Genomic DNA, 21,186 nt, shown 5'->3' on the forward strand with positions numbered 1-21,186 from the left:
TAGAAATAGCCAATAAAAAATACATCAAAAGAGAGTGTCTTATCATGAGGCACCCTCTTTTGTATTCTAAAAGAAAAGTATATGTCAACAACGAAGATTGTAAGTGATATCAAAATTATTCCAAATCATGTGAATAGTATTTATTCCTTTTTATCTGATTTTAGAAAAATTGCTAAAGTTTTTGAACTGGCTGCAGAAAACCCTGAAGTGCAAGCGAAAATCGAAGAGCAAACTAATAAGAAGATGAATTTCAAGGATCAAATTGAGCATTGGGAAGCTACCGAAGACAATTGTTCTTTTGTAATTAAAGGTTTTGGTGAAGCAGGTTTGCAGTTTGTTGATAAAGAGGAAAACAAAAGCCTGAAATTGACAGGATACGGACGAAGTCCTTTTGAGTTTTATATGTGGATTCAGCTCATAGAGCAAGGACCTTATGAGACAAAGCTTCGATTAACTGTTCATGCCGAGTTGAACGCCATGATGAAAATGATGTTGAAGAAAAAATTGGAAAAAGGAATTGACCAATTGGCTGAAGGAATGACCCAAATTCCTTATCAAAATCTTCAGAATATCGGGTAAATATGATTTGTTGATGTGCAAATTAGATGATCTGATGATGAAAATAGCCAGACTTTAGAGTTTGGCTATTTTTGTTTTATATAAATATTAGAAAGTTCTCGTCATTTTGTAGGTGTCAATATTCAAATTTGTCAAATTCGCATCAGATATTTCTTTAAATTGATATGACGGTGCTCTGCACCCCAATCCTGTATCAGGTATGTGTTCTACAGATATTAAGATGCTCTGCACCTATACCTACATTTTTAATTTAAGGAAATATTTATTGATGAAAGTTGAAAAGTTAAAAGAATGAAGTGATATTTAGTCAAACAGAACACGAACTCTAGACACTTATTACTTTTAACTAAACTTGTTATTAAGCGACAGAGTCGCGTAATATTTATAGCTGTTATAAAATCATGAAGAAATGGCATCCTATCTTTCCGTCGAATGCGTAAATGTTGAAAAAAGAGCTTAGCGTTTACGAGACGGAAGTCACAGAGATTATTTATTCACAGGTATATTTTTTAAAAGTTTTGATAATGAATATCAATAGATTCCTTTCTGATATGGTGAAGTCTATCTGATAAAGGAAACTTCTTTAAAATTGTAGGTTCTGACCACCTTCTCTTCATCTTGAATTAGTAGTTGACCAAATTCAGATATACCAACAATTTGTCCTTTAAACTGTCCTTCTTCATCCTTGAATGTATGTTCTTCCTTCATCCAAAACATCGCTTTAAGATAATCATCCTTTAATTCGTAGCCCTTTCCATTTAGTAATTGGAAATATCGATTTTCAATAGAGGCTAACAGTTTTATCAACTCCTTTTCAAGATCATAAGTTTCATTTGTTAGCATATGAAGTGAAATAGGGTTGGGTGCATCTGAAAGAAACCGTTTCTGATTAATGTTTAGCCCAATACCACATACCGAATGTGACAGATAAGCTCCCATAATAGATTGTTCGATTAAGATTCCAGCAATTTTTTTGTCACTTACATAAATATCGTTTGGCCATTTCACTGAAACGTCCTCAGAATAAGTGTCTAAGTAATCTTTTACTCCCAGTGAAACAATCATTGAAACCTGAAATTGATCCTGTGCTTTTATAAAGTCAGGGCGAAGTATCAGACTAATGGTAAGGTTTTTGCCACTTTCACTTTCCCAAGCATTTGTTTGCTGTCCGCGGCCTTCTGTCTGATTTAATGCCATAACGACAGTGCCACCTGACGGATTGGTATCTTTAATCAGTTGGAGCGCATGCAAGTTGGTTGAGTCAAGTTGTTCGACTCTAATAATACGTTCGGAATGAAATAAATTTGGCATAGGGTGGATTCAAATTTGATTTGGTGCAAAATTAAGACGAAGATTTCGATTTCTAAGACATCAAACTCTGTTTTTATCATCTAGACCTAAATCTAAAGTTTGCTTTATTATAATAGACTTAAAAAAAAATTATCTTTGTAAGATTAAAATTAATATATGACTAAAAAAAGAGAACATTTACCTGAAAAATTAGTCGATACGATTATTGAAGCTTTAAAGAATTTAAAAGCGGTTGATATTGTAAGTGTTGATTTAAAAAATGTAAGTGGCGCTGTATGTAAGTATTTCGTTATTTGTAACGGAACATCAAATACACATGTTTCAGCACTTGCAGATAATGTAGAAGACGAAACATTAGAAAAATTAAATGAAAAAGTGTGGAGGGTGGAAGGTAAACAAAATGCTCAATGGGTGCTTTTGGATTATGCCGATGTTGTCGTTCACGTTTTTCAAAAAGAATATCGCGATTATTATCAATTAGAACAACTTTGGGCTGATGCTAATATAACTTGTATCCCTGACGTTCATTAATCAGTAGAAATAGAATTATACAAAATATAATGACAGAAAAGAAATCGCCTAACACGCCTCCTCCTTCAGATAAGAAAGGAAAGAGCCCAAATAATATGATGAAAGCTCCTAAATTCAATGCTTATTGGATCTATGGAATTATAGCTCTTTCATTTTTAGCCATTCAATATTTTACTTACCAACAAAACCCTAAGGAAACGAGTTGGCATAAAGTGAAAGTTGAAATGTTACGTAACCATGATGTTGAGAAAATAGAGATTGTACGTAACCTGGGTAACGTTAATGTTTATATAAAAGATGCGAATCTAGAAAAGTATCCAGATTTATTTTCAAATTCATTTGATTCACCATCTAAGGCCGGACCGCATTACTTCTTCACAATTGGTTCTATCGAGAACTTTGAGCAAAATTTGGAAAGTGCTCAAGAATCTATGCCTGAAGCTGATCGAGTTGCCGTAAAATATGTTGATCACAAAGATTACTTTGGTGATATTATAGGATTTTTATTTCCTATTCTGATTATTCTGGCTATTTGGTTCTTTGTATTTAAGAGAATGAGCAAAGGTGCTGGCGGAGGTGCTGGCGGAGGAAATATTTTTAATGTTGGAAAATCAAAAGCTAAAGTTTTTGATAAAGAGTCTGATATTAAAACAAACTTTAAGGATGTTGCAGGTTTGGCTGAGGCTAAGCAAGAGGTAGAAGAAATTGTAGAATTCTTAAAGTTTCCTGAGAAATATACTCAATTAGGTGGTAAAATACCTAAAGGAGCATTGCTGGTAGGCCCTCCGGGAACAGGTAAGACACTTTTGGCTAAGGCTGTGGCTGGTGAAGCTCACGTACCTTTCTTTAGTATGTCAGGCTCTGATTTTGTTGAGATGTTTGTCGGTGTTGGTGCTAGTCGTGTTCGTGATCTATTTAAGCAGGCTAAAGAGAAATCACCTTGTATCATTTTCATCGATGAGATTGATGCTATTGGTCGTGCTAGAGGTAAGAATCCAAATATGGGAGCTAACGATGAGCGTGAGAATACATTGAATCAGTTATTGACCGAGATGGATGGTTTTGATACCAACTCGGGGGTTATTATTCTTGCGGCAACTAACCGTGCTGATATTCTTGATAGAGCTTTGATGCGTGCCGGTCGTTTTGATCGTCAAATCCACGTTGAGCTACCAGACTTAAATGAGCGTGAAGAAATTTTCAATGTACATCTTCGTCCACTCAAGCTTGATGAATCGGTTAAGAGTGAATTTTTAGCGAAGCAAACACCAGGTTTCTCGGGAGCTGATATTGCTAATGTTTGTAACGAGTCGGCTTTGATCGCTGCTCGTAAAAAGAAGAATGTTATTCAGAAGCAAGATTTCCTTGATGCAGTTGACCGAATTATTGGAGGTTTAGAGAAAAAAAATAAGATTATCTCAGTAAATGAGAAGAAGACCATTGCTTATCATGAAGCTGGTCATGCAACTATTTCCTGGTTGTTAGAATATGCTCATCCTTTGGTGAAAGTTACCATTGTGCCACGTGGAAAAGCTCTTGGCGCGGCTTGGTATCTGCCAGAAGAGAGAAGTATTACAACAAAAGAACAGTTGCTAGACGAAATGTGTTCTGCTCTTGGAGGACGTGCTGCAGAAGAATTAACCTTTGGTAAGATTTCTACAGGTGCACAAAATGATCTAGAGAAAGTAACTAAGCAGGCAATGGCTATGGTTTCTATCTTTGGAATGAGTGAAAAAGTTGGTAACGTAAGTTATTACGACTCATCAGGACAGTCTGATTATGGATTCTCTAAACCCTATAGTGAGAAAACTGCCGAGCTTATCGATAAGGAAGTTAAAGAATTGATTGAGACTTCATATAAGAGAGCTAAGCAGATCCTAAAGGATAATATGGAAGGTCACCAAAAAGTGAGCCAATTGTTATTGGAGCGTGAGGTGATATTCAGTGAAGATTTAGAGGCTATATTTGGAAAGAGAGATTTTGGTACTGAAGAGTCCAAAATACTTCCAGTAGATGTTCCTGAGAAAGAAGAAAGATCAGAAGAAGAGAACAACTCTAAGGCTGTTTAATTCCTTGTACCAGATATTTATTAAAGCTAAGTTGTCTATGAGAGTTGACAACTTAGCTATTTTTTGTTTAAATTGGCGGCTTAATTTTGTTGGGTTGTATTAATTCATATTCATAGTGGGGGAATTTATAAAAAGAGCTTTAACAGCAGTATTATTCGGAATTATTTTAATTGCAGGGATCAACCTTCATCCTGTAGGCTTTATTGCGACCTTCTTGGGAATAGCACTTTTAGCCAACTATGAATTTTATGGCCTAATAAAAAAGGCTAATGCGTCACCTCAGATCAGTACAGGACTATTAGCCGTTGTGTTATTATTTGCTGCTGTAACGTCACATATTTATTATGGGAAAGCAATCTTTTCTCACTTATTACTCTTACTTGTATTTTTAAGTTTTATTATTGAGCTTTATCGTAAGAAGGATAATCCTTTTGCTAATATAGCCTATACTTTATTAGGAATTATTTATGTGGCTTTGCCTTTCGCTTTACTGATTTATCTTGTATTTCAGAATGGAGTTGAGCAGTTCAGACCTGATATTGTAATGGGTATCTTTATTATGATTTGGGTAAATGATACGCTTGCCTATCTAGTTGGTGTTAATTTTGGTAAGCATAGATTATTCGAGCGTATCTCTCCTAAGAAATCTTGGGAAGGAAGTATTGGCGGTGGTATTGCAACCCTGCTAGCTGCTTTGGGATGCTCATATTTTAGTCAGGAGCTAAGTTTGGTTTTATGGCTTTCAGTAGGACTTATTGTTGCTGTTGCTGGTGGTTTAGGTGATTTGGTTGAATCTCTTTTTAAGCGCAGCATTAAAGTGAAAGATTCAGGTTCAATTTTACCTGGACATGGTGGGATTTTAGATCGCTTTGATGCGATTTTGATTGTGGCTCCTATTGTCTATGTATTCCTGGAAATTGTAAAGGAGTTCAGTAAGTAATATTGAATATCGATATATAAAACAAAGAAAAGCGATCAACTTAATTGTTGATCGTTTTTTTTATATTCTTGTTTTTTTATTTTTCACATCCTCACATCAAAGTCCTCTCATCCATTCGGGTCTGAGTTTTGCATTTGCGGGATCGTCAAATACACCATTTATACGATCTAGGAGCTCTTCTTTATCTCTATTGAGATTACCTTTGAGAATTAGATAATTCGAGGCATGATCGCTACGAAAGACGGTATTGTCGAGTTCCAGCGTTTCTATAAACACTTTCATTTCAGCTATCAGTTCAATGGTGTTTAGTGGAATAAATTCATCATTAAACTTCTGTTTGAAATGATCTTCTCCATATGGGTAACTCAATACCAGTGTCGATAAAAACTCGGGTTGAATTTCGTTCACAACTTTTGCTGAATTGATGGCATGCTGCTCAGAATATTTTTGTCCACCCAAACCATTCAATATCATGACTGATAATTTGATACCAGCCTGTCTTGCTTTCTTTAAAGCACTGCTTGTACTACTAAAATCTTCTCCTTTGTTTATGACCTGTAGTAATTTATCATCACCAGATTCGATTCCAACATAAAGTAATTTTAAACCTTTTGAGGTTAATATTCTCAGTTCTTCATCGGTTTTGGATTCAATATCCCGAGGTAAAGCATAGGCTGAAACTCGGTTAAGTTTTGGAAAGGTTGCATTTAGCTTATCTAATAAACGACTTAGTTTATCGAAGGACATAACCATGGCATTGCCATCAGCCAAAAATACCTTTCGGATTTGATCAGCTTGAGATGATAAACTGTCAATTTCGGCAAAGATTTCTTCTTCAGGTCTAAGTCGGAATTGCTTGTTACTGTACATTTCGCAAAAGGCACATTTATTCCAGGCACAGCCTAAACTAACTTGTAATATAAGAGAATAGGCCTCACTTGGAGGTCTGAAAAGGGGTTCGTCGTATGTTATCATCTTGCAAAAATATCAAAATTTGAATAGTGATTCATAAAAAATGCCCCGTTTAAAACGAGGCATTGATTAAAATCTATGAGTAGAAGGTTTTATTGATGATAATTGCGATAATTATTTAATCTCTAAATCATCACATCATCACATCATCACATCATCACATCCTCATATCACCACATTATCTGTGATAGCGTAACCATTTCCATATCTCTTTGTAAGAAACTTTTTTGCCATACATTAGAATACCTGTACGGTAAATTTTTGCAGCTACCCAAGTTACAAATATGAATGATGCAACCAGTAACCCCATTGATAGTAGTAACTCCCATAATGGAACCCCAAAAGGTATACGTACCAACATAACAATTGGAGATGTCAATGGAATGATAGATCCCCAGAAAGCGATTGCACCTTCGGGATTTTTGGCTGCTGCCATTCCAATATATAAAGCAAGAACAAGAGGCAATGAAATTGGCAACATAAACTGTTGAGTTTCGGTTTCGTTATCAACGGCTGAACCAACGGCAGCAAATAAGGCTGAATACAATAAATAACCAGCTAGAAAAAAGAAGATAAAACCTCCTAATATACTCATAATATAGGCCATGTCGAAAGTTCCAAGAACATCCTGCATCATATTTAACTGAGCCTGATTCATTGCTTGTCCTGTACTTGGCAATTGACTGATAGAGGAAGCTTGTTGTATGCTCGATGCATCAAGCCCTGGTAAGAAAATAGCACTACCAATCATGATAATTGCTCCTGATAGAATGACCCACATTAAGAATTGAGTTAAGCCAACCATCGCGACACCGACGATTTTACCCATCATTAACTGGAAAGGCTTAACAGATGAAATGATCACTTCGATAATTCGGTTGCTTTTTTCTTCGATAACCCCTCGCATCACCTGAACACCATACATGAAAATAAACATGTAGATAATGAAACTCATGGCAAAGCCAAGTCCCATTGCAATTTCAGTTGAGCTTTGTTTAATCTCTCCGTCATCACCAAATTTTATGGTCTTTACCGATATTGGAGTTTTAGTTGCCGCTAATTTTTGCTCCAAATCAGGCATATTAGCTTCTGCAATTATTTTCGAACGCTTAATCGTTTCTATATGATTACGAATTTGCGATCCAACCTCTGATTTAACTTCTATGGTCACTTGCTTAAACGAAAATAGCTCGGTCGACTGTGATTCTAGTATGTCTTTCGGAATTTTAAGAAGTGCATAATACCCCTTGGTATCCAACATTTTCTTAGCTTCATCAAAGCTTGTGTTCTCTAAATATTCGAAGGTGGTGAAATCTTTTGATTCTACTGGGCTAACCAGTTCAGATTCATTGATAACCCCAATGGTTCTTTTTTCGGTATCGTCCTTCATCATCATCCATATCATAAAAGCATATATACCTGCAATTAGAATAGGTGTAAGAAATGTTAGGAGTAAGAAGGATTTCTTTTTAACTCGTGATAAATATTCACGTTGAATAATGATTAATATCTTGTTCATTGTATTTATCTATAAGTCCGATGAGATCGGAATGAAAATGAATTCTATTATTTGTTTATTTAGTTGATTATTCAAAATCAAGACTAAGATTTTTTTCGTTCACAACGCGAATAAAAATATCGTTCATGCTTGGAATAATTTCGTTGAATGAAACAATCTCGACATGAGGGAGTATTTGATTTAACAAATCATTAGAGCTTGTTCCATTATTTAATTTCAACCTTAAAGATTCGAATTCCTTACCTGATTGATGTTCTAATATTTCAATATCACTTGATAAATTTGCCTTTAGCTTTTCTTGATCACCAGTGAAAGAAACATTATAAGTATTGGTTCGGTATTCTTTTTTGATATCTTCAAAAGAGCCATCAAGTATTTTTTCAGACTTATGAATAAGTGCAATATGATCGCAAATTTCTTCGACAGATGCCATATTGTGAGTTGAGAAAATAATGGTGCAGCCCTTATCGCGTAGTTCTAATATTTCTTTTTTAAGAAGGTTTGCATTAATAGGGTCAAATCCACTAAAAGGCTCATCGAATATTAGAAGTTTAGGTTCGTGAAGAATGGTTGTGATGAATTGGATTTTCTGAGCCATTCCTTTAGAAAGCTCTTCAACTTTTTTATCCCACCATTCTAAAATATCGAATTTCTTAAACCAAGCTTGTAGTTTAGCAGTTGCATCTTGCTTGCTCATCCCTTTTAACTGAGCCAAGTAAATAGATTGCTCACCAACCTTCATTTTCTTGTATAAGCCACGCTCCTCAGGTAAATAACCAATATGGTGTACGTGTTCTGCTTTTAAAGGTTCACCATTAAAGAAAACCTCGCCTGAGTCAGGGCCAGTAATTTGATTAATTATTCGAATTAGAGTTGTTTTACCAGCACCATTAGGCCCAAGTAGACCAAATATGCTTCCTTCAGAAACCGATATGCTTACACCTTTTAGAGCTGTGTGTCCTGCATATTGTTTTACTATATTTTTTGCTTCGAAAAACATCATGTATAAATAAATTAAAGGGGTTTTAATGATTAATAGTTAGTTTCAATATCGTGTTTACTAATTAGTGTACAAAATACCTAAAAGTTACATCTGTTTAATATAAAATCGATATAAAGGTGAAAGTTAGCGATTATACCTTTAAAAATAAGGACAAAAAAAATCCCTCAGATATTTCTGAGGGATTTACGCTTGACTATTTTTTTAGTCGAAGAAGTTTCTAACTTTTTTGAAGAAGCTTTTTTCTTGTGAGCTTGGATTCGGCTTAAATGATTCAGAAGCCTGAAGTTTTTCAAGAAGTTTCTGTTCATCTTTACTAACCTTATTAGGAACCCAAACATTTATTTTAACCAACAAGTCTCCACGTCCGTAACCATTAATATCAGGTAATCCTTTTCCGCGCAAGCGAAGAATCTTACCTGGTTGTGTTCCGCCATCGATTTTAACTTTTACCTTATTTTCGATAGTTGGAATCTCAACAGCTGTTCCTAATATTGAATCAGGAATGCTAATAAATAAATTGTATAATAAATCGTTTTCATCACGAATAAGCTCTGGATGTTCTTCCTCGTGAACTAAAATCAATAAATCACCATTCACTCCACCACGACGAGCTGCATTGCCTCGTCCGCTTACCGATAGTTGCATGCCTTCAGCAACACCCGCAGGAATATTGATTGTGATAACTTCGTCGTCTTTTACGATACCTTCGCCAGCACAGGATTTACATTTGTGGGTGATAATTTTTCCTTCACCATTACATGATGGACAGACTGCACTGGTTTGCATCTGACCTAAGATTGTATTCTGAATGCGTGTTACCTGCCCCGTTCCATGACACTGTGAACAGTTAGAGTGTGAAGAACCACCTTCAGCTCCTGAACCACTACAATCGTGACACTCAACATGCTTTTTAACCTTGATTTTCTTTTCAACGCCGCTTGCAATTTCCTCAAGTGTCAGCTTAACTTTTACTCTTAAGTTGCTACCACGGTTCACACGCTGTGAACTGCGTCCGCCGCCACCGAAACCTCCAAAGAAAGATCCGCCACCGAAAATATCACCAAAATGAGAGAAGATATCATCCATGTTCATGCCGCCGCCGCCGAAACCACCTCCAGCTGAACCGCTCATACCAGCATGTCCATATTGATCGTAACGCTGACGTTTTTGATCATTGCTTAAAACCTCATAAGCTTCAGCTGCTTCTTTAAACTTTTCTTCAGCCTCTTTATTATCAGGGTTTTTGTCAGGATGAAATTGTATAGCTTTCTTACGATAAGCCTTTTTTAGCTCTGGTCCTGTAGCATTTTTTGATACACCAAGTACTTCATAGTAATCTCTTTTCGACATCTTAATTCAGCTTTGTTTTGATTAATATTATTCTCCAACGACTACTTTTGAAAAGCGAATCACTTTATCGTTTAGGAAATATCCTTTTTCTACGCAATCAACTACTTTTCCTTTTAATTTTTTGCTAGGAGCAGGAATCTTAGTGATAGCCTCGTGTAAATCGGTATCGAAAGCCTGGTTTGTAGCCTCAATTTCTTTCACACCCTGTTGGATCATAAAATCTTTGAAGTTTGTATATATCAAATGAATGCCTTCTTTTACGCCCTTAATATCATTAGACTCATCTACAGATTTTAAGGCACGTTCGAAGTTATCCATCACGGGAAGAACATTAAGTAATATCTTTTCACCTGCTGATTTTGTCAGCTCCATCTTCTCTTTAAGGGTACGTTTACGGTAATTATCGAATTCAGCCGATAATCTCATATACTTGTCGTTTGTTTCATTAAGCTGATTTCTAAGTGCCTCAATTTCGTCAGCTTTTTTTTCTTCTTCTGTCTTTAAATCTTCGACCTTCTCTTCCGTAGCATTCACCTCTTCGACAGTATCATTTTCAGGAGTAACAGCTTCTTTTGCTTCCAAATCTTCTTTGTCTAACTTGCTTTTATCTTTTGTCATCTCGTTATTTTTCTAATAAATGCCAAATTACTCTGGGCTTTAGTTTCACTATTTGTTTGTCAGTAATTATCAACTTTAATATCTGGTTTGCATTGCTGCTAAAATTACAGGCATCTCAATTACAAAATGTTTGCCAATGCCCTAATTTCCGACAAATTGGCACAAAGATAAAACTTGTCGGTTAAGTTTGCAGTTTTTTGTAGAACTTAATGGCAATTTTTCATGACAAGACATGTTTAATTAAATTACTTACAGCTATTCGTGAATTGGAAGCATAAAAAAAGAGTTGTTCATTTTCAGAACAACTCTTAGCCTATTTATTAGAAATAGCATCTATTTTTTTAAGTAGTGTTGTAAAATCAACTCCAACTTTTGACCTCTTAAATCCTTTGCTAGAATAGTGCCATTCTCGTCGATAAGAAAGTTCGATGGAATAGAGTTAATACCAAATTTCACAGCGGTAGGTGAGTACCATCCCTGGAGTTCACTAACGTGATAGTCCCATGTTAATTCATCTTTTTTAATGGCATTTTTCCAGCTACTAACCTGTTTATCTAAAGAAAAACTGAGTACGGTAAATCCCTTCCCATTTTTAAATTCCTGGTCTTTGAATTTGTTATAAACAGAAACAACCCAAGGGTTTTCGTCACGACATGGTCCACACCATGAAGCCCAAAAATCAACAAGAACAAGCTTGCCTTTTAGATCGCTTAGGTTGATCATTTTGCCATCAGGAGATTTCGCCGAAATTTCAGGGATTTTATCCCCAATATTTATACCTTCTTTAACATCTTTTTCTCCAGCAAATACAGAAAAAGAAATAACTAAGAGTGTAATTAGTATACTTAGATTTAATTTTTTCATAGCAAATTAACTTTTTTTAAGTGCAATTACGTTTGTAATTGCTTCATGGTTTATTTATAAGACTAAAACTAGTTAATTGTTTCTATTTAGACTGTTAATAAATAGTTAATTGTCGATTCTTCTAATTTTGGCTCCAATTGCATTTAGTCTAAGATCTATATTTTCGTACCCTCTATCTATTTGATCAATATTTTGAATGGTACTCGTTCCTTCAGCCGATAGGGCGGCAATTAAAAGAGAAACCCCAGCTCGAATATCAGGTGAAACCATTTTGGTTGCTCTAAGTTGTGATTCTTGATTAAGACCAATAACAGTTGCTCTATGAGGATCGCATAGAATAATTTGTGCACCCATATCTATCAATTTATCCGTGAAGAAAAGGCGGGATTCAAACATTTTTTGATGAATTAGTACGCTTCCTTTTGCTTGAGTAGCAACAACCAGGATAATACTTATAAGATCTGGAGTTAATCCAGGCCATGGAGCATCAGAAATGGTAAGGATGGAACCATCCATAAAATTCTCTATCGTATAACTCTCCTGCTTTGGGATGTAAATATCGTCACCAATAATCTCGAGTTTAATCCCCAATTTTTTGAATGTATCTGGAATAACACCTAGTTCTTTATAGGCAACATTTTTTATGGTAATTTCAGATTTCGTCATAGCTGCTAAGCCAATGAAACTACCAATCTCAATCATATCAGGAAGAATTCTGTGCTCACAACCCGATAGGCTTTTAACACCTTCGACATAAAGTAAGTTGGAGCCTATTCCTGTGATTTTTGCTCCCATAGAATTCAACATCTTGCATAATTGTTGAATGTAAGGCTCACAGGCAGCATTGTAAATTGTAGTGGTCCCTTCAGCAAGCACAGCAGCCATAATTATATTAGCTGTACCAGTAACTGATGCTTCATCAAGCAACATATAAGTTCCTTTCAGCCGTGGAGCTTCCAGACGGTAAAATTTATCACCTTGCTTATATTTGAAATCAGCACCTAGTTTTTGAAAACCGATGAAGTGTGTGTCGAGTCTACGACGCCCAATTTTGTCACCACCTGGCTTTGGAATGTATGCTTTCCCGAAACGAGCCAATAGTGGACCAATAATCATAATAGAACCACGAAGAGACGAGCCTTTTTTAGCAAATTCATCCGAATTTAAATATTCCAGATTAATTTCTTTGGCCTCGAAACAATAAGTGTTCTTTGTCTCCTGAGTCACACTAACACCAAGTGATGCAAGTAACTCAATCAGACGGTTAACATCAAGTATGTTTGGTATATTGTGAATTCTGATTTTCTCGGATGTTAGGAGAGTAGCGCATAAGATTTGTAAAGCCTCATTTTTTGCTCCTTGCGGGTGCAGTTCTCCCTTTAGTGTTGTGCCACCAGTTATTTCGAATGTGCTCATTTATTTGGTCATTAGGTATTATGATGGAATGATTTGGCAAATATTTAGATTATCTGTTTTTGAATTAAAATGAATCAGTGACATGAATCGTAATATTTAAAATTCTAGCTTAAAGATAATGAAAAGGACTTTTAATAATCAGTAAATTTAGAAAAGATGAATTTCAAATTAGACACAAAAAAACCGGAATTTATCCGGTTTAAATATGCTTTAAATTTCAATAAGATTATTTTTTCTTAGTGAACTTTCGAGGTTCATTTTTGTGGAAAGTTTTTTTCTTACTCTGAAAATCTTTGTCGTGAGTTTCTCTTAGTCTTAAGTTTTCAGGAATCGTTAACTTTCCTCCGGATAAGGCTGTGATATCTTTGAATATTTTTTCATCGGTAACACCATCTTTATTCCAATTTGTATACGATTTTTTCATATGATTGGCAATCATAGAGATTAAAGCTGATTGTTCTTTTTGATCATCAATCTCAATTGCTTTCTTAATCATAGATTCAATAATTTTCCCGTAATGACGAAATTTGATTCTATGATTATTGTATGGAAGAACGTCTGGCTTCTCAGCTAATTTTTCTTTCGTAGGTAATTCGTATGGTGAATCGATATCGAATTCGAAATCTGTCATGATAGCTAAATGGTCCCAAAGTTTGTGTCTGAAATCACTAACGTCTCTAAGGTGAGGATACATGTTACCCATGATTGAAATAATAGTTTTTGCAGCCTTATTTCTTTCGTCTCTATCCTCAATTTTCATGGCAAAATCAACCATCATTTGAACGTTTCTGCCATATTCAGGGAGTAATAATTTTACCCTATTCGAATTATAATCCATTTATTTGTTGTTGTGTTTTAACTGTGATGTTGTCTACAGTTATCACTTATTTTGTGGGAAAGCTTGTTGATGTATATTCTACAAGTTTTTTACTTTTATAATCACCCTAAAATATTATTGATTTTTAGACGTGTTTTTGAAGAACACAATATTACTAAAAAAAACGAAAATAAATCAGTTAATATTTGAGATCTGAGCTTTTTATTATCTTACAGTTGAAGTAATAGTCGATAATGAAATTGTAACCGGTATGGTGGGTTTATTCACGGAATCACTTAGAACTCAATGCAAATGTACTGCATTTCTTCTTTCAATGCAAATGGAACACTGATTAGGTGTATAATTACACAATGATAAACACAAATTAAACGATTTTTAACTTGGCAAATTTTAATAGTAATTGTTTCTGACCGACATTCTGAAAAAATACAGTAGCCTTAATATTGGGTGCTTCTCCCTCCAGATGTAAAACCTTTCCTTTCCCAAATCGTTGGTGTTCTATATGCATGCCAGCTTGAATTGTACTTGCATCTGAAGCTGCAAAATGACTATCAGTTTCTGAATGACCAGTAGATCTTAATCTTGGTGTTGACTGAGAAAGCTTGGGGCGTGCACCCGGCTTTTTCTTTTGTTGGAAACGAGACTCACTTGCCACCCGTTCATGACTGCTATCACTTTCGGATATTCTCGATCCAAAGCCAGAAAACTCAGGTTCTTGTTCGTAAGAAAAATCGATATATTGAGGATCAATTTCTTTTATAAAACGACTGGGTCGAGGGTAACTCATATCACCCCATTTGTAACGTGCTTTTGCGAAGGATAAGCTAACTCGATCTTGTGCTCTGGTTAATGCTACATAAAACAATCGGCGCTCTTCTTCTAATTCATGAGTGGATGTTGTAGATAGTTTGGATGGAAACAAATCCTCTTCCATACCAACCACATAGAGATAAGGAAACTCAAGCCCTTTGGATGAATGGATGGTCATCATGCTTACCTTATTTCTATCTTCATCTTTTTCATTATCATGATCGGTTAGTAAAGCGACATCTTCCAAGTAGTTTGCTAGTCTGTTTTCACGATCCTCTTCCAATGCAATTTGGGTGAAATCCTGAATGGCATTCAAAAGTTCCTGAATATTCTCATGACGAGAAACACCTTCAGGTGATCTATCGTTATAGAGTTCCTTAATAATTCCTGTTTCAGTAGAAACTCGACTTGCCAGTTCGAAAGCAGACTCATGTTCAACTTTCATGGCAAAGCCGTTAACTAAATTGGCGAACTTCATCAATTTACTGATTGTTCCAGCATTTAAACCATACGGGCGCTCATTTAAACCACAAATGATGTTCCACATACTCTGCCCTGTGCTAGTTGCAGCTTCCTGAAGTTTACCAATAGTTGTTGCACCAATCCCTCTTTTAGGATAATTGATAACACGTTTGATTGCCTCTTCGTCATTTGGATTGATAGCCATTCTGAAATACGAAAGCAAGTCTTTAATCTCTTTACGCTGGTAAAAAGAAAGACCGCCATATATTTTATAAGGCAGGTTGAGTTTTCTTAATGACTCCTCAAAAATTCGAGATTGGGCATTGGTACGGTATAAAATGGCAAAATCTTCAAACTTAAGGCGATTTCGCATTTTAGTCTCAAAAATATCATTGGCAATAATATAACCCTCTTCATGGTCAGTCATTGCCTTAATTACTTTTATATTTTCGCCACCTTCTTTTTCAGAGAATGATTCTTTCTTTATCTGTCCTTGATTTTTTTTGATGACGGAGTTAGCCGCATTTACAATAATCTTTGTAGAACGGTAATTTTGTTCAAGTTTAAATAATTGGTAGTTTGGGTAATCGTTTCTGAAGTTGAGAATGTTTTCAATTTTCGCTCCACGAAACGAGTAAATACTCTGGGCATCGTCACCCACAACACTCACATTTTTATGTTGTTCTGCTAATCTTTTTACAATTAGATATTGGGAATAGTTGGTATCCTGATACTCATCAACCAATATATATCTAAACTTATCTTGATACTTGGCTAAAACCTCTGGTACGTTTTTAAAAAGGATGTTTGTCTGCAAAAGTAGATCGTCAAAATCCATAGCATTTGCTTGACGACAACGGTGACTATATCGTTTATATATTTCAGCCGTTAATGGTCTGCGATTTGAGGCATCAATTTCTTGCGCAGCTGAATTTTGAGAGTACGCCATTGCAGTAACCAGGTTATTTTTTGCAGATGAAATTCGATTAAGAACATCATTGGCTTTATAAACCTTATCATCCAGTTTCATCTCTTTAATAATACTGCGAAGTAGATTTTTGGAATCTTGAGTATCGTAAATGGTAAAATTTGAATCGAATCCCAAATGTTCCGCTTCGTAGCGTAATATTTTTGCAAAGGTCGAGTGAAAAGTCCCCATCCATAATGCTTGAGCCTGTTCTGATCCAACAATATGCCCTATACGCTCTTTCATTTCGCGTGCAGCTTTATTGGTGAAAGTAAGAGCTAATATGGTATATGGGCGTACTCCCTTACTTAACAGATGAGCAATTCGGTAAGTTAATACACGTGTTTTTCCTGATCCAGCACCAGCAATTACCAGTGATGGACCTTCTGTTTTTTCAACGGCTTCACGTTGTACAGGGTTTAGGTCATTTAAATAATTCATATGCTCTTTACTCTAATTTTCGGTTCCAAAAATACTAGCCCAAAAGTACAAATTGCAATTTTAGTCGCACAAATTTTTCAGTAAATATCTCAATCAATTTATTATTCTGTAAACATATATCATAAATGCGACTTAATTTTTTTAATATTGTAAATTAAGTATTGTAAAAATAGAAACATATGAGACTAATGGTTTTAGCTATTTTAAATAAATTCCGATTATTTTTAGGCGTTCTTTTCGCCTTAATTTTATGCCAATCAACTTTGTTCGCTCAAATTTCGGCTCCTACCTCAAGTTATAATTCTACTACCCAATACACATCAGGGACTCAGGATGAAATTTTTGTTTTCTGTGACGAAGCTGGTGTTGATATGGGAGAATTGAAAGCTGTATCGCATGATGCAATTTCTGGCTGGGATTTTACCTGGACAAAATGGGATAGTGGAACTAATACGTTTGGCGCTCCAATTAAAACAGATAATTCTGATGAATCGGTGTTAGGCAATCTCAGTAATGGTTTATATCGTGTTGTTGTTAACAAAGGAACCGAAACGAGAACTTATCAAGCTTGGGTGATCAATCATCTAAAAAATACGAATCAACCAAGTTTTACAAAAACAGATATGGATTGTGTTGGTGTGCATTTTTCGGCATCCTATGTTGCTGCAAAATATCAATACTTTGATTTTCCATCATCAAACTTACTTGAACTTTCAACAACATCAATTTTTTCGTTTAAGCGAAATGGGATCGAGCTTCAGCGTATTACTTTTGCAGATTACAATGGATCTGGTAAAAGTTTTATAGATGATGAAGCTTTCTTGAATGTTGCTGACTATACTATGACAGTGATTGATGAATGTGATTTTGAATATCATTCAGATCCGATATCTTCAAAAACATATGCAGTTGATGCAACATTTACTTTTAACCCTGCTACAGGAGAAGCACCTTTAGAGGTGTCTTTTGAGACTAAGGATGCAAATGCGACAGATTATCGGTGGTTTTTTTATAAGAACTCTAAGGTTGAGATAGGGGTTGTTCCTCTTCAGGATAGTTTGCTTACAGAGGTTAAGATCGGAGAGAATGAGACTTTTACTTATTTGCATCCGGGTAAATATCTTGTGAAATTGATTGCAACGAACAACGACGATTCTATGAATTGTATAGATGTGTTTACATCAAGTGAGATTACTGTTGAAGGCTCGATTTTTGAAGTACCCAATGTGTTTACTCCCAATGGTGATGGCAAGAATGATAAGTTCCACCTGAAATTATATTCTGTGAAATCATACTCGGCGAAAATTTTCAATCGATGGGGACGTTTGGTCTATGAATTCCAGGAATCAGACGTGTCAACGGGCTTGGCTGACAGAAAAAGTAGTAAGGGCTGGGATGGTAAGATAAATGGAAAACTTGCTGCTCCAGGAACTTACTTTTATGTGATAGAAGCAGAGGGGCGAGAGGAAGACGGTAAGCATTATACCGAAAAAGGATCGCTGACTTTATTACACGATAAATAATAAAACAAAAAATAATATATAAGAAAGCCGACAGACTCATATGAATCTGTCGGCTTTGTCTTTGTTAAGATATTTGATTAGGCTTCTGCCATTTCTTCTTCGTAGGCAGCTAATAATTCTTGCTGAACATCGTTAGGTACTTTCTCGTACTCAGCAAATTTCATCGAGAATTGAGCTCGTCCACCTGTTAAAGAACTAAGTGAAGTTGAATAGCGATCCATTTCCTTAAGAGGTACTTTGGCTAAGATCTTTTGGAATCCTTTTTCAGCTTCCATACCCATAATCATGGCACGGCGAGTTTGTAAATCACTCATCACGTCACCCATTCGGTCTTCAGGAACTAGAATTTCAATATTATAAATGGGTTCCAAAATCTTAGGTGCCGCATTTTTAAAGGCTTCACTAAAAGCATGACGCCCAGCAAGCCTGAAAGAAATTTCATTTGAGTCTACTGCATGCATTTTACCATCGTATACCGAAACACGGATGTCACGTGCATAAGAGCCGGTTAAAGGACCTTCGTCCATCTTTTCCATAACACCCTTCATAATTGCAGGAAGAAAGCGTGTGTCGATTACACCACCAACTATGCAGTTACAGAAAACTAGTTTTCCACCCCAAGGAAGATCGACCGTTTCTGTTCCTCTTAGATTGACTTTGAATTCTTTACCATCAACTTTAAATGATGTAGGATCTGGAATTCCTTCATAATACGGCTCAATAATTAAGGATACTTCACCAAATTGCCCTGAACCGCCTGATTGTTTTTTATGACGGTAGTTGGCTGCAGCTTGTTTCGTGATGGTTTCGCGATAAGGAATTTTTGGAGATTTAAATTCAATTTCCATCTTATCGTTGTGCTTCAAGCGCCATTTAAGAGTGTTCAGGTGGAACTCACCCTGACCATGAAGAAGTATTTGTTTAAGTTCTTTCGAGTATTCAATTAATATGGTTGGATCTTCTTCGTGCATGCGATGAAGCAATTCACCCAAACGTTCATCATTTGATTCGTCAAGCGCATTAACAGCAGTTCTGTATTTTGGTTCTGGGAAATCAATATCCTTGTATTTAAAATCACAATTTTTACAGTTTAGGGTATGATTGTTCTTTGTATTCTTAAGTTTTACGGTAGCTCCAATATCACCAGCAACAAGTTCAGAAACTTTCTCACGGTGACGACCTGCAACAGCATAAAGTTGTGAAAGGCGTTCCTTGGTGCCGTTATTGATATTTGTTAAATCGTCACCTTCCTTAATTTTACCCGAAATCACTTTAAAATAGTTGACCTCACCAATGTGTGGTTCAATAGATGTTTTGAATACGAATAATGAAGTTGGAGCATTGGTATCACATTTTGCTTCTCGTCCACTTACCGTTGGAATAGCAGGCATCTCTGTAACGAAAGGAACGATGTTTCCGATAAATTCCATTAGTCGACGAACACCCATATCTTTCTTTGCAGAAATGCAGAAAACAGGATAAAGATCGCATGCAATCATTCCTTTCTTCATTCCTTCTCTCATCTCATCTTCAGTCAATGATCCTTTATCAAAATAAAGTTCCATTAAAGCTTCGTCGTTTTCTGCAGCAGCTTCTACAAGTTCGTTATGAAGTTCGTTTGCTTTTTCAGTTTCTGAATCAGGAATATCAAGTATTTCTGGTTTGCCTCCATCTGGACCCCACTTGTACATTTTCATTTTCAACACATCAACAACAGCATCAAAACCAAGGCCGGCATTTACTGGATATTGAACAATAGCGATTTTGTTTCCAAAACTCACTTTTGCAGATTCGATGCATTGTTCAAAATTAGCTTTCTCATGATCAAGATGGTTGATAACAAAAATCAAAGGTTTATTCCTCTTGGTCGCTCTACGACCAACGATCTCGGTTCCTACTTCAATACCATGTTGTGCATTGATTAGCATCAAACCAGTGTCGACCACATTTAAAGCTGATATAACACCACCAGAAAAATCGTCGGCACCAGGCGTGTCGATGAAATTGATTTTTTTACCTAACCACTCTGTATACAAAACAGTAGAGAAAACAGAATTACCATGTTCATGCTCTACCGGATTATAATCAGAAACGGTGTTATTATCATCCACGTTTCCGCGTCTGCTAATAACACCGCCTTCGAATAACATTGCCTCGGCAAGGGTGGTTTTACCCGAGCCGGCATTGCCAATGAGAGCGATGTTCTTAATTTCATTAGATTGATAAACTTTCATACTCGAAATTTTTATTGGGTTAAGAAATATTTCGATCAGCAAACTAGGGTAAATTTGCCTTTCTGAACTTATGGGTCTACCAAATTAGCGAACTTTTTTTTCAATTCCAATAGCTGATGGTGAGATGTTTAGTTTGTGTTTGGATTGTTGTTTTGGCCAATAAGAGCCTATCATTAGTCTTTAATGATACTATTAAAAATAGTGTTTGTAATTTGTTTTTATTCTAATCTGTTGTCAGAGACAATTGTATTTTCTTTATTAAGCTGTTTCTTTTTAAGTCGAAGGATCTACTTACATCTTCGGCTCTGTTAAGACATTTTAGAGCTTTAAAGAATAGAGTTTTGGCTTTATCATGATTTCCTAATTTCTGATTTATGTCGGCTTCTTGTTTGAGAAGACTTCCATACAAATCGAGTTTGATAGAACTACTTTCACTTTCGATATGAATTCTGTCCAAATGTTCCGAATAGCAGTCATTCAATGTTTCCAGAGCTTGGGAGTAAGAGCCCTGTTCTTTAAAACCCATCATTTTGGCAACAGCTTTACCCGCTGCTTCTATAAGCTGAAGGATGTAGTCTTTGTTTTGAATCATATTTTCTGAATTGTTTTAGTTTTGTGATGCTAAGGCAAAGCCAAGTGTTATAATCCCATTGATTGTGGTATGTAACAAAACTGAATACCAAAAACCATATTTCATTCGGATAAAACCTAATATGCTACCCATAAAGATTTGTGGTGA

Annotated in this window: 17 protein-coding genes; 5 read left to right on the forward strand and 12 right to left on the reverse strand. The window is 35.8% G+C overall.

Annotated elements, in window-relative coordinates:
- The first annotated feature begins 81 nt into the window (after nt 1–81).
- The gene (locus tag DWB61_RS07130) at nt 82–579 is read left to right on the forward strand and encodes a hypothetical protein (RefSeq protein ID WP_125030210.1); all 498 of its coding nucleotides are present in this window, start codon (nt 82–84) and stop codon (nt 577–579) included.
- A gap of 561 nt (nt 580–1,140) precedes the next feature.
- Here DWB61_RS07130 and DWB61_RS07135 read toward each other — a convergent pair.
- Nucleotides 1,141–1,890 (reverse strand): biotin--[acetyl-CoA-carboxylase] ligase, encoded by a 750-nt coding sequence (locus DWB61_RS07135; protein ID WP_125030211.1) that lies wholly within the window; start codon nt 1,888–1,890, stop codon nt 1,141–1,143.
- Between the two features lie 156 nt (nt 1,891–2,046).
- Between DWB61_RS07135 and rsfS the strand changes: the two genes are divergently transcribed.
- From rsfS to DWB61_RS07150, 3 genes are all read left to right on the forward strand, one after another.
- Nucleotides 2,047–2,421: a ribosome silencing factor gene (gene rsfS, locus DWB61_RS07140; protein WP_125030212.1), complete on the forward strand. Its 375-nt coding sequence runs from the start codon at nt 2,047–2,049 to the stop codon at nt 2,419–2,421.
- Nucleotides 2,422–2,450: 29 nt separating this feature from the next.
- Nucleotides 2,451–4,490: an ATP-dependent zinc metalloprotease FtsH gene (gene ftsH / locus DWB61_RS07145; RefSeq protein WP_125030213.1), complete on the forward strand. Its 2,040-nt coding sequence runs from the start codon at nt 2,451–2,453 to the stop codon at nt 4,488–4,490.
- Between the two features lie 115 nt (nt 4,491–4,605).
- Entirely contained in the window at nt 4,606–5,430 is an 825-nt protein-coding gene (locus tag DWB61_RS07150; RefSeq protein ID WP_156190222.1) for a phosphatidate cytidylyltransferase, read from the forward strand.
- Nucleotides 5,431–5,526: 96 nt separating this feature from the next.
- Here the strand turns inward: DWB61_RS07150 and DWB61_RS07155 are convergent, their stop codons facing one another.
- From DWB61_RS07155 to DWB61_RS07195, 9 genes are all read right to left on the reverse strand, one after another.
- Nucleotides 5,527–6,405 (reverse strand): radical SAM protein, encoded by an 879-nt coding sequence (locus DWB61_RS07155; protein WP_125030215.1) that lies wholly within the window; start codon nt 6,403–6,405, stop codon nt 5,527–5,529.
- A gap of 175 nt (nt 6,406–6,580) precedes the next feature.
- Nucleotides 6,581–7,921: an ABC transporter permease gene (locus DWB61_RS07160; RefSeq protein WP_125030216.1), complete on the reverse strand. Its 1,341-nt coding sequence runs from the start codon at nt 7,919–7,921 to the stop codon at nt 6,581–6,583.
- Nucleotides 7,922–7,988: 67 nt separating this feature from the next.
- Nucleotides 7,989–8,924 carry an ABC transporter ATP-binding protein gene (locus DWB61_RS07165; protein WP_125030217.1) on the reverse strand — a complete coding sequence of 312 codons (936 nt, stop codon included), beginning with the start codon at nt 8,922–8,924 and terminating at the stop codon, nt 7,989–7,991.
- Nucleotides 8,925–9,125: 201 nt separating this feature from the next.
- Nucleotides 9,126–10,274: a molecular chaperone DnaJ gene (dnaJ, locus tag DWB61_RS07170; RefSeq protein ID WP_125030218.1), complete on the reverse strand. Its 1,149-nt coding sequence runs from the start codon at nt 10,272–10,274 to the stop codon at nt 9,126–9,128.
- A 27-nt stretch (nt 10,275–10,301) separates the two neighbouring features.
- Nucleotides 10,302–10,892, reverse strand: coding sequence for a nucleotide exchange factor GrpE (locus tag DWB61_RS07175; protein WP_125030219.1), 591 nt, complete (start codon nt 10,890–10,892; stop codon nt 10,302–10,304).
- A gap of 333 nt (nt 10,893–11,225) precedes the next feature.
- Nucleotides 11,226–11,756: a TlpA family protein disulfide reductase gene (locus DWB61_RS07180; protein ID WP_125030220.1), complete on the reverse strand. Its 531-nt coding sequence runs from the start codon at nt 11,754–11,756 to the stop codon at nt 11,226–11,228.
- Between the two features lie 105 nt (nt 11,757–11,861).
- Nucleotides 11,862–13,172 carry a UDP-N-acetylglucosamine 1-carboxyvinyltransferase gene (murA, locus tag DWB61_RS07185; protein ID WP_125030221.1) on the reverse strand — a complete coding sequence of 437 codons (1,311 nt, stop codon included), beginning with the start codon at nt 13,170–13,172 and terminating at the stop codon, nt 11,862–11,864.
- A gap of 226 nt (nt 13,173–13,398) precedes the next feature.
- A complete protein-coding gene (locus DWB61_RS07190) occupies nt 13,399–14,010 on the reverse strand; it encodes a DUF4290 domain-containing protein (protein ID WP_125030222.1) in 612 nt (203 codons plus the stop codon).
- Between the two features lie 364 nt (nt 14,011–14,374).
- Entirely contained in the window at nt 14,375–16,690 is a 2,316-nt protein-coding gene (locus tag DWB61_RS07195; RefSeq protein ID WP_125030223.1) for an ATP-dependent helicase, read from the reverse strand.
- 179 nt (nt 16,691–16,869) lie between these two features.
- Here DWB61_RS07195 and DWB61_RS07200 point away from each other — a divergent pair, with 179 nt between their 5' ends.
- Nucleotides 16,870–18,213 (forward strand): gliding motility-associated C-terminal domain-containing protein, encoded by a 1,344-nt coding sequence (locus tag DWB61_RS07200; protein ID WP_125030224.1) that lies wholly within the window; start codon nt 16,870–16,872, stop codon nt 18,211–18,213.
- A gap of 77 nt (nt 18,214–18,290) precedes the next feature.
- On the opposite strand, the gene DWB61_RS07205 is transcribed toward DWB61_RS07200, so the two are convergent.
- Both DWB61_RS07205 and DWB61_RS07210 read right to left on the reverse strand, forming a co-directional pair.
- Nucleotides 18,291–20,447: an elongation factor G gene (locus DWB61_RS07205; RefSeq protein WP_125030225.1), complete on the reverse strand. Its 2,157-nt coding sequence runs from the start codon at nt 20,445–20,447 to the stop codon at nt 18,291–18,293.
- Nucleotides 20,448–20,670: 223 nt separating this feature from the next.
- On the reverse strand, nt 20,671–21,039 hold the full coding sequence (locus DWB61_RS07210; protein WP_125030226.1) for a hypothetical protein: 369 nt from the start codon (nt 21,037–21,039) through the stop codon (nt 20,671–20,673).
- Between the last annotated feature and the right edge of the window lie 147 nt (nt 21,040–21,186).

It is taken from the genome of Ancylomarina euxina, assembly GCF_003863355.1.
GTDB lineage: Bacteria > Bacteroidota > Bacteroidia > Bacteroidales > Marinifilaceae > Ancylomarina > Ancylomarina euxinus.

Excerpts from the sequence above, each read along its gene's own strand:
- DWB61_RS07130 (WP_125030210.1), top strand. The coding sequence starts at position 82 with ATGTCAACAACGAAGATTGTAAGTGATATCAAAATTATTCCAAATCAT.
- DWB61_RS07135 (WP_125030211.1), bottom strand. The coding sequence starts at position 1,890 with ATGCCAAATTTATTTCATTCCGAACGTATTATTAGAGTCGAACAACTT.
- rsfS (WP_125030212.1), top strand. The coding sequence starts at position 2,047 with ATGACTAAAAAAAGAGAACATTTACCTGAAAAATTAGTCGATACGATT.
- ftsH (WP_125030213.1), top strand. The coding sequence starts at position 2,451 with ATGACAGAAAAGAAATCGCCTAACACGCCTCCTCCTTCAGATAAGAAA.
- DWB61_RS07155 (WP_125030215.1), bottom strand. The coding sequence starts at position 6,405 with ATGATAACATACGACGAACCCCTTTTCAGACCTCCAAGTGAGGCCTAT.
- DWB61_RS07160 (WP_125030216.1), bottom strand. The coding sequence starts at position 7,921 with ATGAACAAGATATTAATCATTATTCAACGTGAATATTTATCACGAGTT.
- DWB61_RS07165 (WP_125030217.1), bottom strand. The coding sequence starts at position 8,924 with ATGATGTTTTTCGAAGCAAAAAATATAGTAAAACAATATGCAGGACAC.
- dnaJ (WP_125030218.1), bottom strand. The coding sequence starts at position 10,274 with ATGTCGAAAAGAGATTACTATGAAGTACTTGGTGTATCAAAAAATGCT.
- DWB61_RS07175 (WP_125030219.1), bottom strand. The coding sequence starts at position 10,892 with ATGACAAAAGATAAAAGCAAGTTAGACAAAGAAGATTTGGAAGCAAAA.
- DWB61_RS07180 (WP_125030220.1), bottom strand. The coding sequence starts at position 11,756 with ATGAAAAAATTAAATCTAAGTATACTAATTACACTCTTAGTTATTTCT.
- murA (WP_125030221.1), bottom strand. The coding sequence starts at position 13,172 with ATGAGCACATTCGAAATAACTGGTGGCACAACACTAAAGGGAGAACTG.
- DWB61_RS07190 (WP_125030222.1), bottom strand. The coding sequence starts at position 14,010 with ATGGATTATAATTCGAATAGGGTAAAATTATTACTCCCTGAATATGGC.
- DWB61_RS07195 (WP_125030223.1), bottom strand. The coding sequence starts at position 16,690 with ATGAATTATTTAAATGACCTAAACCCTGTACAACGTGAAGCCGTTGAA.
- DWB61_RS07200 (WP_125030224.1), top strand. The coding sequence starts at position 16,870 with ATGAGACTAATGGTTTTAGCTATTTTAAATAAATTCCGATTATTTTTA.
- DWB61_RS07205 (WP_125030225.1), bottom strand. The coding sequence starts at position 20,447 with ATGAAAGTTTATCAATCTAATGAAATTAAGAACATCGCTCTCATTGGC.
- DWB61_RS07210 (WP_125030226.1), bottom strand. The coding sequence starts at position 21,039 with ATGATTCAAAACAAAGACTACATCCTTCAGCTTATAGAAGCAGCGGGT.